The following is a 12,490-nucleotide window of genomic DNA, read 5'->3' on the forward strand; positions in this document are numbered from 1 at the left end:
ATCGCAACTCCATGAGCGAGCAACGATTGCGGGATTTGCCGCCCTTGCACGGCGCCAACCCGTTGGAGTGGCATGCTTTTCGCTCCGTAGCAGAGAAATGACAGGCATGACGCCTGATACGACACAGAATGGAACACAACGTGCAGATGTTGAGCAACCGCAGTAACGAAGTGTTGAGCTATTGGTACAGCCTGCGCCGTGCGAACAAAGCGCCACTCCGGACCCAACTTGATCCCACGGCAATCCGCTCCCGCCTGCCCGATCTCATCATGTTGGGCTGGCAGGATCTCGATCTTGTGTTTCGTTTGGCAGGCACGCGGGTCTGCGAACTTTTCGGCGAGGAGCTGCGAGACCACGATTTTGAGACGTTGTGGAACCCGCGGTCCCGTGATCAGGTCGTTGAAGCCACCTTGTCCGCCTTCAGATCAGAGACCGCGATCCACTGCAGCGTGAACGCCACCCAAGACGGACGTCACGTGCGGCTGGAGATGCTTCTGCTTCCCTTGCGTTCAGCGGAGGGAGCATGTGACCGCTTGCTGGGCTCCATCGTATTGGGAGAAGACGCGCATCCCTCCTATCCCATTGATCCAGGCAGTCTCGTGCTCAAAACATGGCAGCCGGCCTTCCCGCCAGGAACCGAACCGGCCACATCCACGGAATTCGCCAGACACGGCAGCAGCCAGAGCTTCATCAGGCGGCTTTTCCATCTAAGCTGAGCAGTCATTACAACCTCTGACGTCCAATTGACCCAATGTTAACCGGCTGAGAGTAAGCATGTCTGGTAGATGACGGACGAAAGAGTGCAATGTTCTCATTCCAGCCAGCAGCACAAACACAGAAGCCCGCTCCTCCCCGTACCTTCCAAAGAGTGACGGTGAACATGAGCGGTCGTCTTATGCTTGCGTCGCGCGAGGAATATCCCTGCCTTGCCTCTGAAATGTCGCCCGGCGATGTCATGCTCGAATGCATCGGTGCTCCGCGCGTCGGCGAACGGATCATTGCCTACATCGATCATCTTGGTCGGTTGGAAGGCCAGGCATTGCAACTGACAGATACCGGCTTTGTGATGTCGATCACGGCCACGGATCGCAAGCGGGAAAAGCTGGCCGCGCAGCTGACATGGCTGGCAAACCGGCACGAGCTCGGCCTGCCGGAAGACCGACGTCATGACCGCCTCTCACCACGTATCACGCGCGCCGAACTGCGGCTTGAGGATGGTACGAGCTATCCTTGCCGTCTCGTCGACCTCTCGCTGTCCGGTGCCGCGGTGGATTGCGATGTTCGCCCACCCGTGGGCACCCCCGTTTTCCTCAACAATATGCGTGGACGCATCGTTCGCCATTTCGCCGAAGGTGTCGCGATCGAATTTGCGATGGTGCAAACGCGCGAAAGCTTGCGCGACTTCCTCTAGGAACAGCTCACAGTCGCCCCAGATTGAACCCGGCCAACGCGCCGGGTTTTTGATTCCTGGCACCCGAGAGATCCGTTGCCCGAAATGCAGTTCGATGCGTACCGGATTTAACCAATGCTCCACCATATTTTGTGGCGAACAGGGTTTGCGGAGAAAAAATGTACGAAAAAGACGCGGTTTTTTGACGGCAATCTCAGCCTCAACGTCCATCTACAAGTCGTTTCCGCATCCAATTTCCCGCTCGAGCCGTCAGATTTCGGACGCGAACACCGCGTTGATCATCTCCAAGCGCTCGCCATTCCCGGCCCCAGGAGGTCAATACGGCTTCATACGATCCGGACAGACCGAAGCTTTCTCAACCATTTAGCTGATCATCTATCGAATTATCCTCAAACTTGCGCATAATTTGAATGAAATTTGGGTCAAAACCGACTCAGATTCGAATTGCATTTTGATCAAATCAGCGCTCAATTTTAGACGCATTCAATTCAATTAAGCATCTGATTTTACTGTCGATTTTGGCACAGTTTGAAGATGCGTGTGAGACATTCCCTTCATCGAAACGGGGAGAACAAAATGTTTCACATCAAGAAGATCGCCGCAGGCCTGGCCATCGTCGCAGCAGCCCTCAGCGCAGGCAGTGCCAACGCCGCAAGCACTGCACAGATGCAGGTGACCGGCAAAGCCAATCCACCCATCGGCCATTATGAATTCTGCCAGACCTATCGCAGCGAATGCGTTCCGACAGACGGAGACCGTGGTCCTCTGGTTCTGACGGAAGATCGCTGGAGAAAAATTCTCGATGTGAATTTCACCGTCAACTCCACGATCACCCCCATGACCGACCAGGAGATTTACGGCGTCGAGGAACGTTGGGCCTATCCGCGGACAGTCGGTGATTGTGAAGACTTCGTTCTGCTGAAGCGAAAGCTTCTGATCAATCAGGGCATCAGCCCTTCGGATCTCTTGATCACCGTTGTTCTGCAGCCGAATGGCGAAGGCCACGCCGTGCTGACGGTCCGGACCGATCGCGGCGACTTCGTTCTCGACAATATGCGCAACAAGGTCATGCTGTGGTCCGAAACCGAATACACCTATCTCAAGCGTCAGGCCGTCGATGATCCAGGCGCATGGGTGAAATTGCAGGATGGCCGCGCCAACGCGGTGGCCAGCGTCAGAAAATAAGCTTCATCCCCGTGAAGCCAAAGGCGTCGCTCCACTCCCCGTGGGCGGCGCCTTTTTTTGTTTCATGATTGGTTAACCATAAACGCGAATGCTTCGGACAATGATGCGCAGCTAGTTTGGCGCTTCCGGAACGTGGTGTGCGATAATGGCTTCTCATACGAATGATACCGATGAAGGCTTTGAGCCAATCATCTCCAATCGGCTTGCCATCAAATTGCTATCAGCTCTCGCAGCGCTGGTCCTCATCGCCGGGCTCATTACGGCGGCAGGTCACTGGCTTGGTCAGCGAATGGCCTCCGGCGGGCATACGGACAGCACGCAGGAATTCAACATTGCCATTGGCTCGGACATCATTTCGGTGCCGGCCAACATGATCAGGCTGGCCGAGCAACGGACGTCCGGTACGGCTGCGGGTTTGAACCTCTATCTCACCTGGCCTGAAATGCAGGGATATTCGGTCGCAGAGAAGGATCGCTTCGATGCCGCCGACAAGTCCACCGACCTGATTTTCATCGAAGTTTCTGAAGCCACCATGTCCCGCGACATGTCCGGACGATTTGAGCCGATCTATCAGCGGCTCTTGTCCGGCGATTCCTCAGACTTCGGCCATGGCCTCACGCTGCATCATCTGAAAGCCGATAGCGGCTATGGCGACGAAGTTCTTCTGTCCGCCCACCGTCCAGGAAAGCCGGACTATGTGGTGCGGTGCCTTCTGCCCCAACGCGGACAGGAGGCCAGCAGCGCTGATTGTCAGCGGGACATTCACGCCGGAAACGGGTTGAGTATCCTTTATCGCTTCTCATCCACACGTTTAGCCGAGTGGGACCATATTGATGCCGCTATTGGAGCCTTTGTCGCAAACAGGCTAACCGGCCAAAAATCCGACAATCCGTGAAAAGTCGAACAGAGTTTGTAAACGTCTGTTCATCATAAACCACTTGGTAAGGCTAAGCCCCTAAAGTGATGAGAACGGTGCTGCGGGGGCAGCCGGACCCGATAACATGAATTGCAGTGAGTGAGTGCAAACGTGCTGAATTACATCAACACGACATCCTTCCCCAAGGGTGGCGCCTCGATTTTCCAGAAGATCGTCGGCCTCGTTTTCGTCGTAGCCTTGTTCGTCTTGCTTGGCGGGCACACGGCACACGCCAATCCGAAATATGCAGGTATCGTGGTGGATGCCAAAACCGGCAAGGTGCTCTATTCGGACGATCCGGATTCGCTGCGCTATCCGGCGTCGCTTACCAAGATGATGACGCTGTACCTGACGTTCGAGGCCTTGGAGGCTGGTCGCTTCACGCTCGATTCACCGGTGCCGGTATCAGCAAAGGCGGCATCTGAACCGCCATCCAAACTCGGAGTTCGTGCCGGTGGCTCAGTGACTGTAGAGCAAGCGATCCAAGCCCTTGTGACCCGCTCGGCAAACGACATTGCCACTGCGCTGGGCGAATTCATCGGTGGCAACGAAGCCCGCTTTGCACTCATGATGACCAACAAGGCGCGTGCGCTCGGCATGACCCGCACGACCTACCGAAATGCGAATGGCCTGCCGAACACGGCGCAAATGACGACTGCACGTGATCAGGCTCGTCTCGGTATCGCCTTGCGTCAACATTTTCCGCAGTACTACAGCTACTTCTCGACCCGCACATTCAAGTTCGGGAAGCAGGTTATCGGCAATCATAACCGACTGGTCGGCAGCGTTGCGGGCGTGGATGGGATCAAGACGGGCTACACCCGTGCTGCAGGTTTCAACCTCGTCACGTCCGCTCAGCTGAACGGTCGTTCCATCGTTGCAGTCGTTCTTGGCGGCACCAGCACGGCAGCCCGTGATGGCCAGATGCGCAAGCTCGTTGCGACCTATCTGCCGCAAGCCTCTCAGGGCAATGCCAGCAACCTGATAGCACAGGTTCGCACTCCGGCCCCACCTGTGGCGGCCTCCGTTCCGACACCGATTGCTCCACAGCCTTCGCCGGTTGCCGCTGCGACACAACAGGTTGCAGTCAATCTTCCTGCTGGCGCGCCGCGTCCGACCGCCCGCTATGCCGAAGAAAAACTTCCGGGCGCCTCTGCCTATTCGTCTGAACCGAAGGCCAATGGTGCCGCTGCGGCCGTAACCGCTGCACTGGATACGCCACCCTCTGTTATACCCACGCCTGCTCCGGAATACATGCCGACAGCCCGCGTGAAGGATCCAACGGACTCGTTGACGACTGCTTCGACACGGCCGGTCGCTGAAATGGCCCGAGCTGCAGCATCGCAACCTTCGGGTTGGGTTATCCAGATTGGCGTGTCCCCTAACAAGGACTCCGCACTGGAAATGCTTGAAACTGCACAGGCAAAGGTTGGTGGTGCGCTTCGCTCCGCAAAGCCATTCGCTATTCCGGTCGATGCAAATGGCGGTCAGGTGTACCGTGCGCGTTTCGGCGGTTTCGACGACCAGAAGGCGGCCGTGAATGCATGCAACAGCTTGAAAAAGAAGGGCGTTGCCTGCTGGGCTGCACAACAGTGAAATGACCAAGGGAGGCAGTTTGCCTCCCGATACCATCTGCGTTTCGGATGGAAACAGATCCTCGCTTGTATTGCGTTACGAGGTCACTATGGCAACGAATGAGAACAATCTCGACTTTGATTTGCCGACAGGCTCGAAGTCGAAACACCGTGGGGGCGCGCTTCATCCTCTGCACGAGGCCGCCATGCGGCTGGCCGGTATGGGAATGGGCATCGGTCGACCGAAGGAGAAAACACGCGATCTCGTGTCGCTTCTTCTCTCCCATGGAGCCCGGGCCTGGCGCCATACACAGCCAAGAGCCAATATCCATCTGCATCTGGCGGCAAGGAGCGGTCGATCACCGCTGCGTCTGCGGCTCAGATAATTCAATGAGGGCGCAGCGAATGCGCCCTTTTCGCTTTCAGAGCAATCCGAGTTCTGCCAGTTCCCGACGCAGATCTTCGGGCATGGATGCGACATCATCGCCAATCGCACCCAGATCTCGCGGAGCATCCTCCTGCGTCAGATAACGCCAGCCCTGGAACGGACGCTTCGGCTGTGGGACCGTTTCGATGATCTCCGGCGCCAGCACGAGGTTGCATCGGCCGATGCCATCTCCCCCGGTGAAGGTCACGATATCCAGCAGAGGTTGACGTGCTGTGACCTGCCCCTTGATGACCCAATAGAGCGAGCCGCCATCGAGTAGTTCCTCGACGCGTTTTGGCACCATGCGTGTCGTATGCGTCGAGTGGGGTTGAAGTCCGGCAGCAATAGCCGTCAAAGAACGTTCGGCTACCCATTCCCTCAGATCCTGAAGGGAGTCGGCGCCAACGCAAAGCTTGATCAAATGAAGAGCCATAGAATGCTAAAAGACCCTCTTGCCGTTCGGGTCAAGAGGGTCCTTCACAGTCCAATCCTAAATTCCTGTGATCAACATTCGACGACATTGACGGCGAGGCCACCTGTCGAGGTTTCCTTGTACTTCTCGCTCATATCGTTTCCGGTCTGACGCATTGTCTCGATGGCGGCATCGAGCGGGACAAAGTGCGAGCCGTCGCCTTTGATGGCGAGCGACGCTGCCGTGACAGCTTTCACGGCCCCGAGGGCATTGCGCTCGATGCAGGGAACCTGCACCAACCCTGCCACTGGGTCACACGTCATCCCCAGATGATGCTCTAGTGCAATTTCTGCGGCATTCTCGATCTGCTCTGGCGTTCCGTCCATCACGGCTGCCAGACCCGCTGCTGCCATGGCCGCGGCTGAGCCAACTTCGCCCTGACAGCCGACTTCAGCTCCCGAGATTGAAGCATTGTGCTTGATGATGCCGCCCACAGCTGCGGCGGTCAGCAGGAAGGTTCGCACATCCTTGATGGTTGCATCATCGTGAAAATGCAAAAAGTAGCGAATGCTGGCAGGGATGACACCGGCGGCGCCATTGGTCGGAGCGGTGACCACACGCCCGCCACCGGCATTTTCCTCGTTGACCGCCATGGCATAGACGCTCAGCCAATCGTTCGCGAGAACCGGATTCAACCGGTTGCTGCGAGCGTCATTCGTCAGCTTTTCAAAAATGGACTTGGCGCGACGGCGGACCTTAAGGCCGCCTGGCATGATGCCTTCTACCTTGAGGCCCCTATCGATACAGCCGCTCATGGCAGACCAGATTTCATCCAGTCCGCGATCCAGTTCCTCTTCGCTTATGCGCGTCAATTCATTGGCACGCTTCATATCAGCAATGCTGAGGCCGGACGCCCGCGCCATTTCCAGCATCTGTTTCGCCGTGGAGAAGGGATAGGGAACCTTGGCTGCTGGTGCATTATTTTGCCCGCGCATCGCCTCGAGTTCCGTATCGGTCACGACGAACCCGCCACCAATCGAATAATAGATTCGCTTCAGGAGAAGACGACCGTCCTTGTCGAAGGCCGAAAAGCTCATCCCGTTCGCATGACCGGGCAAAGGCTGCTTCTTGTCGAAGATCAGATCCGTCGCGGGCTGGAAATCATAGCCGGGATGGCCCGGCGGCGTAATCCTGCCACTGCGCTCGACCTGCTCGATGACATCGTCCATCCGGTCTGGATCGACAGTGTTGGGCGCTTCACCCATCAGGCCCAGGATCACCGCCCTGCCCGTTCCGTGACCGATGCCGGTGAAGGCCAGCGAGCCATGCAGGCTTGCCTTGATGGCGGAAACTTGTGCACCGGCCGGACGCGGCCATTCATTGGATACGATCAGGTCCAGAAACCGATTGGCTGCCGACATAGGGCCCATCGTATGTGAACTCGACGGACCAACACCAATTTTAAAGACATCAAATACGGATAAAAACATGCTGCTATCGTTCCCACATCGATCTCGTCAGGATGCGACAAACTAGCCGGACTGGAAGCCGAGTCCAGTCCTTGCAGCGACATGTCTATATATAATTAGGGGCATTTCCGGCGAGAGACCTCCCACCGGATTTTGGCTCAGAATGAACCGACAAGATAAGCGATTGCGAGAATACCTGCGAAACCGCAGAGGGCCTTGAAGGTGACACCCCAGCAGGACTTAACGACGCTGTCTTCCATGATTTCCTCAGTTGGCGCACAAGAATTGCGGCGCCGGGATCGATTTTTAGGATTTATTAATCTCCGAAGCTTTTCGCAAGTGCGAAATTTAATCCATTCACTATTGGTTAATCCCGACATCAGGTCTCCTCTGGGCAGCCAGCCGCGGAGGCGGCTTGAGCCGAATCCAGAAGTGGCGCATAGAAATCGCAATTCCTATCGGCAGGGCGCCTCATGACATCGGTCGACATCATCGCACTTCTTCTGTTCGTGGCACTTTGGGTTGGATACTCGTGGCTGACCAGCGGCGACCCGGTTCTGCCGCGCAAGAGCCTGAACCAGGTCATGGCGGAGCGACGCCGGGACTGGATCTACAATTCGCTGAAACGCGACTTGAAGATGATCGATACACAGATCATGGCAGGGCTGCAGAACGGAACCGCTTTCTTCGCATCAACATCCATCTTTGCGATCGGTGGTTGCTTCGCATTGCTGGGTGCGACCGATCGTGTCGATGCGGTGTTTCGCGATCTTGCCTTTGTCGAATATTCCGGGCGTGCCGCCTTCGAATCCAAGGTCGTGGGTCTAACCGCGCTCTTCGGTTATTCCTTCTTCAAGTTCGGTTGGTCCTATCGCCTCTTCAACTACTGCACCATCTTGTTCGGCACCTTGCCAATGGCGAGCGACACTTCAATGCCGCGCAACGAGGTCGAGCGCATTGCGGAAAATGTAATCAGGATGAACATTATCGCTGCGCGGCACTTCAATGCCGGGCTGCGCACAATTTTCCTGTCAATCGGGTATCTCGGTTGGTTTATCGGGCCCTATATGTTCATGGCATCCACGCTGTTCGTGATCGTGGTACTCATGCGGCGTCAGTTCTTCTCGGAGGCGCGCCGTGCGCTCATGGACCACCCGGCCCCGTAATATTCAAGGATATGCAAAGAGTTGAGCCATTCATCGACCAACGTGACCATTCAGCGCGTGCCCCGGCTGCCGTTTATCGATACCCTGCGCGGCGTCGCCCTCATTGCCATGGCAACCTATCACTTCACGTGGGATCTGGAGTTCTTCCACTACCTTGAAGCGGGCACCGCGACGCACGGCTGGCTGAAGATTTATGCCCGAGGCATCGCCTCCACCTTTCTGTTCCTGGTGGGCTTCAGCCTTGTTCTGGCGCACAGCAATGGCATCCGCTGGCAATCCTTCATCAAGCGTCTTGGCATGGTGGCGGGTGCTGCGCTTTTGATCAGCGTCGGGACCTATATTGCGTTGCCGGATCAATGGATCTTTTTCGGCATTCTCCACAACATCGCCGTATCCAGCCTGATCGCCCTGGCCTTCCTGCGGCTTCCGCCTCTCATCACCGGCCTTGTAGCGGTCCTGCTGCTCGGTGGAATGATAGCCGACAATTGGGTTCAGCCCGGTGTTCTGAGCTTCCCGCTTTTTGATTCCCGTTGGCTCGCATGGATCGGCTTCGCAGAGGCCATTCCGCGCTCGAATGACTACGTGCCCCTTTTCCCGTGGTTTTCAGCCGTTCTATTCGGAGTAGCCGCTGCCGGTCTTTGTCTGCGCCATGGGGTCTTTGCATATGTCGAACACTTGCAGCAGAAGCCTAACCTTCTGACAAAGGCCGGGCGTCACAGCCTTCTCTTCTACCTGTTGCATCAGCCGATCCTGATTGCCTGCGTCTACCTTGCGTCGCTGGTCATCCCGCCGCCTGCACCCGATCTGGTGTCCGGCTATGAGCGGGATTGCCGTCCCTCCTGCGAGGCTCAGGGCAATGATGCAGGTCTGTGCGAACGCTTCTGCGGCTGCACAGCGCGGGCCTTGGGTGGTCAATCCCTGCTTCAGCCGCTCTACCGCGGCGAGATCAATCTTGAAGGTGATGAGCGGGTGAACAAGATCGTTCAGGAATGTTCGATCCAATCGCGGTAACGGCTAGCGGGCGGAGGCTAAAGCGCTTTAGAGCGGAGTTCGACCTGATTGAATCATTCTGCAGCAATGGATTTTCGTCAGGACCAAGGATTTTGCCGATGGGCATATCGGGATATACGTCCGAGGTGAAAGCTGAAGGTAATGGCGAAAATACATGCTGCCCAGAGGGTTGGCCGAAACCGGCCGTCCACTTTGTCGAAGGGCTTGGGCGTATGCTACGGCTACGCCACTCGCCCTTCTCCTCGTGGAACAACCGGTTTGGGCCAACAGAATTGATCCAATCAGGTCAAATTCCGCTCTAGCCCCGGCCTCGATCAGGTTCCAACGCCAATTTCTGCGAGACGCGTGAGGCATGCCTCTTCAACGTTATCCAGCTCGCTCAGCGTATCGTCGATATCCTTGCGTTTCTGGCGAAGCTCGTCGCGTTTGACATCCACGCGCTTCATCAGAAGCTTCAACTGGCCTATCTCGCCTGGCGGCTCCTTGTAGACCTGGATGATTTCCCGTATTTCCGCAATCGTGAAGCCAATACGGCGACCGCGCAGGATCTCCTGGATCAGGCGCCTGTCTGCGGCCCGAAACAGCCGGGTCCGCCCACGGCGCTCGGGGTGGATAAGACCTTCGTCTTCGTAGAAGCGCAAGGTTCGGGTGGAAACGCCGAATTCCCGCGTCAGCTCAGTGATGGTATAATACTTATTCACGCCAGTATCCCGTATGAAGCCCTCAAAATAATTGACTTTTACGTGCAAGTCAATTTCGGGTGCGACGGTCTGACTGGCTGGATTCAACTGATCGCAAACCACCAGGTCGCAAGACCGAGGAAGGAAAAGAATCCGGTCACATCGGTCACTGTGGTTACGAAGACAGCGGATGCAACGGCGGGATCGGCGCCAACCTTGTCAAGCAGAAGCGGAATCATGATGCCGGCGAGCGCAGCGGCCATCATGTTGATCAGCATGGCAGCCGCGATGATGCCGCCGATGTTCACATCCTGGAACCATAAGCCAGCGGCGATGCCGATCAGGATACCGAAGATAATACCGTTCAGCAGGCCCACACCCGCCTCGCGTCGAACCACGCGCCATGCATTGTAGATATCAAGATTGCGTGTTGCGAGCGCGCGTACCGTCACCGTCATCGTTTGAGAACCGGCATTGCCACCCATGCCTGCAACGATTGGCATCAGTACAGCGAGCGCGACAATCTGCTCGATCGTCGCCTCAAACAGAGAGATAACCGAGGCGGCCAGCAGGGCTGTCAGCAAGTTCACCAGCAGCCACGGAACGCGGGAGCGCGACGTTTCCGGAATGGTGTCCGACAGTTCTTCGTCACCCACGCCGCCAAGGCGCATGATGTCTTCCTCGGCTTCCTCCTGAATGACGTCGACGACATCGTCGATCGTTAGAATACCGACGAGGCGACCGTTTTCATCCACAACGGCGGCGGATAGAAGGTCGTACTGTTCGAACAGTTGGGCCGCCTCTTCCTGGTCCATATCGGCGGGAATTGGATAGTTGGTTTCCCGCATGATGGTTTCGATCTTCACCTGACGCTTGGTGCGCAAGATGCGGTCAAGATCCACGATGCCGAGAAGCTTGAATGTGGGATCGATCACGAAGATCTGCGTGAAACTTTCCGGCAGATCTTCTTCATCCCGCATGTAGTCGATGGTCTGGCCAACGGTCCAGAACGGAGGCACTGCCACAAATTCCGTCTGCATTCGACGACCGGCGGAACTTTCCGGATAGTCCAGCGCGCGGCGCAGACGTACGCGTTCGGTGAATGGCAGTTGGGCTAGGATCTCTTCCCGATCCTCCTGATCGAGATCCTCCAGGATGTAGACGGCGTCGTCAGAATCCAGTTCGCCGATGGCAGCAGCGATCTGCTCGTTCGGCATCTGATCGACGATTTCGAGGCGGATCGCCTCATCGACTTCCGTCAGAGCCGTCAGGTCGAAATCGTTGCCGAGCAGTTTGACAAGCGCCAGACGCTGATCCGGCAGGATGGACTCCAGCAGGTCACCCAGCTCGGATTCATGCAGGGAAGCGACATTCTGCCGGAGGAACAGCAAATCGCGGTCCGCAATCGCCGCACCAACCATGGCCAGGAAGTCGGAGCGGATCGAGCCGTTCTCCGCGTAGATATCCTCGTCTACGTCATCGGTTTGCGGTTTCGCGCGGCTCTCGTCAAGTTCCGTCATTGCCGCTCCTTGTACCAAACGCCTGTGCCGAAGTGGATCCGCCCGAGTCGGCAGAATGGCTGCGAAAAGTTGATTGTCAACAAATGGATAGGCGAAGCTGGCATAATGATGATCTTTGCCGGAAAGCCTGCCCGTCATGCATTGGACGTGCTAACAGATATCGACCGCAGATTAACAAAGACCAATTTGTAGATACGATGGCTGTACGCACGATTCTTCGTTACCCCGACCCGCTGCTTTCGCGGCCCTGTGCCCGCGTTAGCTCTTTTGACGCCCAGTTGAAGAACCTGTGCGACGACCTGCTGGATACGATGAGAGCAGCACCGGGCGTCGGAATCACGGCTGCGCATATCGGGGTGGATCAGCGCGTTTCGGTCATTCAGCTTGCGCCTGACCAGCCGCTGTACATCCATATCAATCCCGAAATTGTTTCAGCTTCCGGCGATCTCCAGCGTTTCACGGAGGGAAGCGTGTCCATGCCCGGCATGACGGACGATGTGGAAAGGCCCTCCCGCATCGAATTCCGCTATCAGGATCTCGAAGGACAGATTTTAACGGATCATGCGGAGGGGTTTCTCGCCACCTGTATCCAGCACGAAATTGACCAGCTGGACGGCATATTCTGGATCCGGAAACTTTCCCGTCTCAAACGGGACCGGCTGCTGAAGAAATGGGAAAAGCATTCTGTACGCTGAAGAATGAGAACCATAACGCCTTCT

Annotated in this window: 13 protein-coding genes; 9 read left to right on the forward strand and 4 right to left on the reverse strand. The window is 56.6% G+C overall.

Going from position 1 to position 12,490, the window contains the following annotated elements:
* Positions 1-146 precede the first annotated feature (146 nt).
* From ASD54_RS10485 to ASD54_RS10510, 6 genes are all read left to right on the forward strand, one after another.
* Complete coding sequence (locus tag ASD54_RS10485) at positions 147-716, forward strand: PAS domain-containing protein (RefSeq protein ID WP_244484739.1); 570 nt, start codon at positions 147-149, stop codon at positions 714-716.
* A gap of 89 nt (positions 717-805) precedes the next feature.
* The gene (locus tag ASD54_RS10490) at positions 806-1,411 is read left to right on the forward strand and encodes a PilZ domain-containing protein (RefSeq protein ID WP_062554503.1); all 606 of its coding nucleotides are present in this window, start codon (positions 806-808) and stop codon (positions 1,409-1,411) included.
* Between the two features lie 576 nt (positions 1,412-1,987).
* Positions 1,988-2,596 carry a transglutaminase-like cysteine peptidase gene (locus ASD54_RS10495; RefSeq protein ID WP_062554504.1) on the forward strand — a complete coding sequence of 203 codons (609 nt, stop codon included), beginning with the start codon at positions 1,988-1,990 and terminating at the stop codon, positions 2,594-2,596.
* 145 nt (positions 2,597-2,741) lie between these two features.
* A complete protein-coding gene (locus ASD54_RS10500) occupies positions 2,742-3,491 on the forward strand; it encodes a hypothetical protein (RefSeq protein ID WP_062554505.1) in 750 nt (249 codons plus the stop codon).
* A gap of 192 nt (positions 3,492-3,683) precedes the next feature.
* Positions 3,684-5,108: an SPOR domain-containing protein gene (locus ASD54_RS10505; protein WP_062554805.1), complete on the forward strand. Its 1,425-nt coding sequence runs from the start codon at positions 3,684-3,686 to the stop codon at positions 5,106-5,108.
* An 88-nt stretch (positions 5,109-5,196) separates the two neighbouring features.
* On the forward strand, positions 5,197-5,472 hold the full coding sequence (locus tag ASD54_RS10510) for a hypothetical protein (RefSeq protein ID WP_062554506.1): 276 nt from the start codon (positions 5,197-5,199) through the stop codon (positions 5,470-5,472).
* Positions 5,473-5,508: 36 nt separating this feature from the next.
* Here ASD54_RS10510 and ASD54_RS10515 read toward each other — a convergent pair whose 3' ends face one another.
* Together ASD54_RS10515 and ASD54_RS10520 are read right to left on the reverse strand one after the other, a co-directional pair.
* The gene (locus ASD54_RS10515) at positions 5,509-5,946 is read right to left on the reverse strand and encodes a DUF1489 family protein (RefSeq protein WP_062554507.1); all 438 of its coding nucleotides are present in this window, start codon (positions 5,944-5,946) and stop codon (positions 5,509-5,511) included.
* A gap of 71 nt (positions 5,947-6,017) precedes the next feature.
* Positions 6,018-7,415 carry an L-serine ammonia-lyase gene (locus tag ASD54_RS10520; RefSeq protein WP_062554508.1) on the reverse strand — a complete coding sequence of 466 codons (1,398 nt, stop codon included), beginning with the start codon at positions 7,413-7,415 and terminating at the stop codon, positions 6,018-6,020.
* Between the two features lie 452 nt (positions 7,416-7,867).
* Here ASD54_RS10520 and ASD54_RS10525 point away from each other — a divergent pair, with 452 nt between their 5' ends.
* Positions 7,868-8,560, forward strand: a complete 693-nt coding sequence (locus ASD54_RS10525) for a DUF599 domain-containing protein (RefSeq protein ID WP_062554509.1) — start codon at positions 7,868-7,870, stop codon at positions 8,558-8,560.
* A gap of 21 nt (positions 8,561-8,581) precedes the next feature.
* The gene (locus ASD54_RS10530) at positions 8,582-9,571 is read left to right on the forward strand and encodes a DUF1624 domain-containing protein (RefSeq protein ID WP_062554510.1); all 990 of its coding nucleotides are present in this window, start codon (positions 8,582-8,584) and stop codon (positions 9,569-9,571) included.
* Between the two features lie 314 nt (positions 9,572-9,885).
* Here the strand turns inward: ASD54_RS10530 and ASD54_RS10535 are convergent, their stop codons facing one another.
* A complete protein-coding gene (locus ASD54_RS10535; RefSeq protein ID WP_062554511.1) occupies positions 9,886-10,272 on the reverse strand; it encodes a MerR family DNA-binding transcriptional regulator in 387 nt (128 codons plus the stop codon).
* A gap of 83 nt (positions 10,273-10,355) precedes the next feature.
* Positions 10,356-11,771, reverse strand: a complete 1,416-nt coding sequence (gene mgtE, locus ASD54_RS10540; RefSeq protein ID WP_062554806.1) for a magnesium transporter — start codon at positions 11,769-11,771, stop codon at positions 10,356-10,358.
* 197 nt (positions 11,772-11,968) lie between these two features.
* Here mgtE and ASD54_RS10545 point away from each other — a divergent pair, with 197 nt between their 5' ends.
* On the forward strand, positions 11,969-12,466 hold the full coding sequence (locus tag ASD54_RS10545; RefSeq protein WP_062554512.1) for a peptide deformylase: 498 nt from the start codon (positions 11,969-11,971) through the stop codon (positions 12,464-12,466).
* Positions 12,467-12,490: the final 24 nt, after the last annotated feature.

Source organism: Rhizobium sp. Root149, from assembly GCF_001427345.1.
Lineage (GTDB): Bacteria > Pseudomonadota > Alphaproteobacteria > Rhizobiales > Rhizobiaceae > Neorhizobium > Neorhizobium rhizoryzae.

Bases quoted from the DNA above. Each gene is read 5' to 3' on its own strand.
- ASD54_RS10510 (WP_062554506.1), top strand. From the start codon at position 5,197: ATGGCAACGAATGAGAACAATCTCGACTTTGATTTGCCGACAGGCTCG.
- ASD54_RS10500 (WP_062554505.1), top strand. From the start codon at position 2,742: ATGGCTTCTCATACGAATGATACCGATGAAGGCTTTGAGCCAATCATC.
- ASD54_RS10525 (WP_062554509.1), top strand. From the start codon at position 7,868: ATGACATCGGTCGACATCATCGCACTTCTTCTGTTCGTGGCACTTTGG.
- ASD54_RS10485 (WP_244484739.1), top strand. From the start codon at position 147: ATGTTGAGCAACCGCAGTAACGAAGTGTTGAGCTATTGGTACAGCCTG.
- ASD54_RS10495 (WP_062554504.1), top strand. From the start codon at position 1,988: ATGTTTCACATCAAGAAGATCGCCGCAGGCCTGGCCATCGTCGCAGCA.
- ASD54_RS10520 (WP_062554508.1), bottom strand. From the start codon at position 7,415: ATGTTTTTATCCGTATTTGATGTCTTTAAAATTGGTGTTGGTCCGTCG.
- ASD54_RS10490 (WP_062554503.1), top strand. From the start codon at position 806: ATGTTCTCATTCCAGCCAGCAGCACAAACACAGAAGCCCGCTCCTCCC.
- ASD54_RS10545 (WP_062554512.1), top strand. From the start codon at position 11,969: ATGGCTGTACGCACGATTCTTCGTTACCCCGACCCGCTGCTTTCGCGG.
- mgtE (WP_062554806.1), bottom strand. From the start codon at position 11,771: ATGACGGAACTTGACGAGAGCCGCGCGAAACCGCAAACCGATGACGTA.
- ASD54_RS10515 (WP_062554507.1), bottom strand. From the start codon at position 5,946: ATGGCTCTTCATTTGATCAAGCTTTGCGTTGGCGCCGACTCCCTTCAG.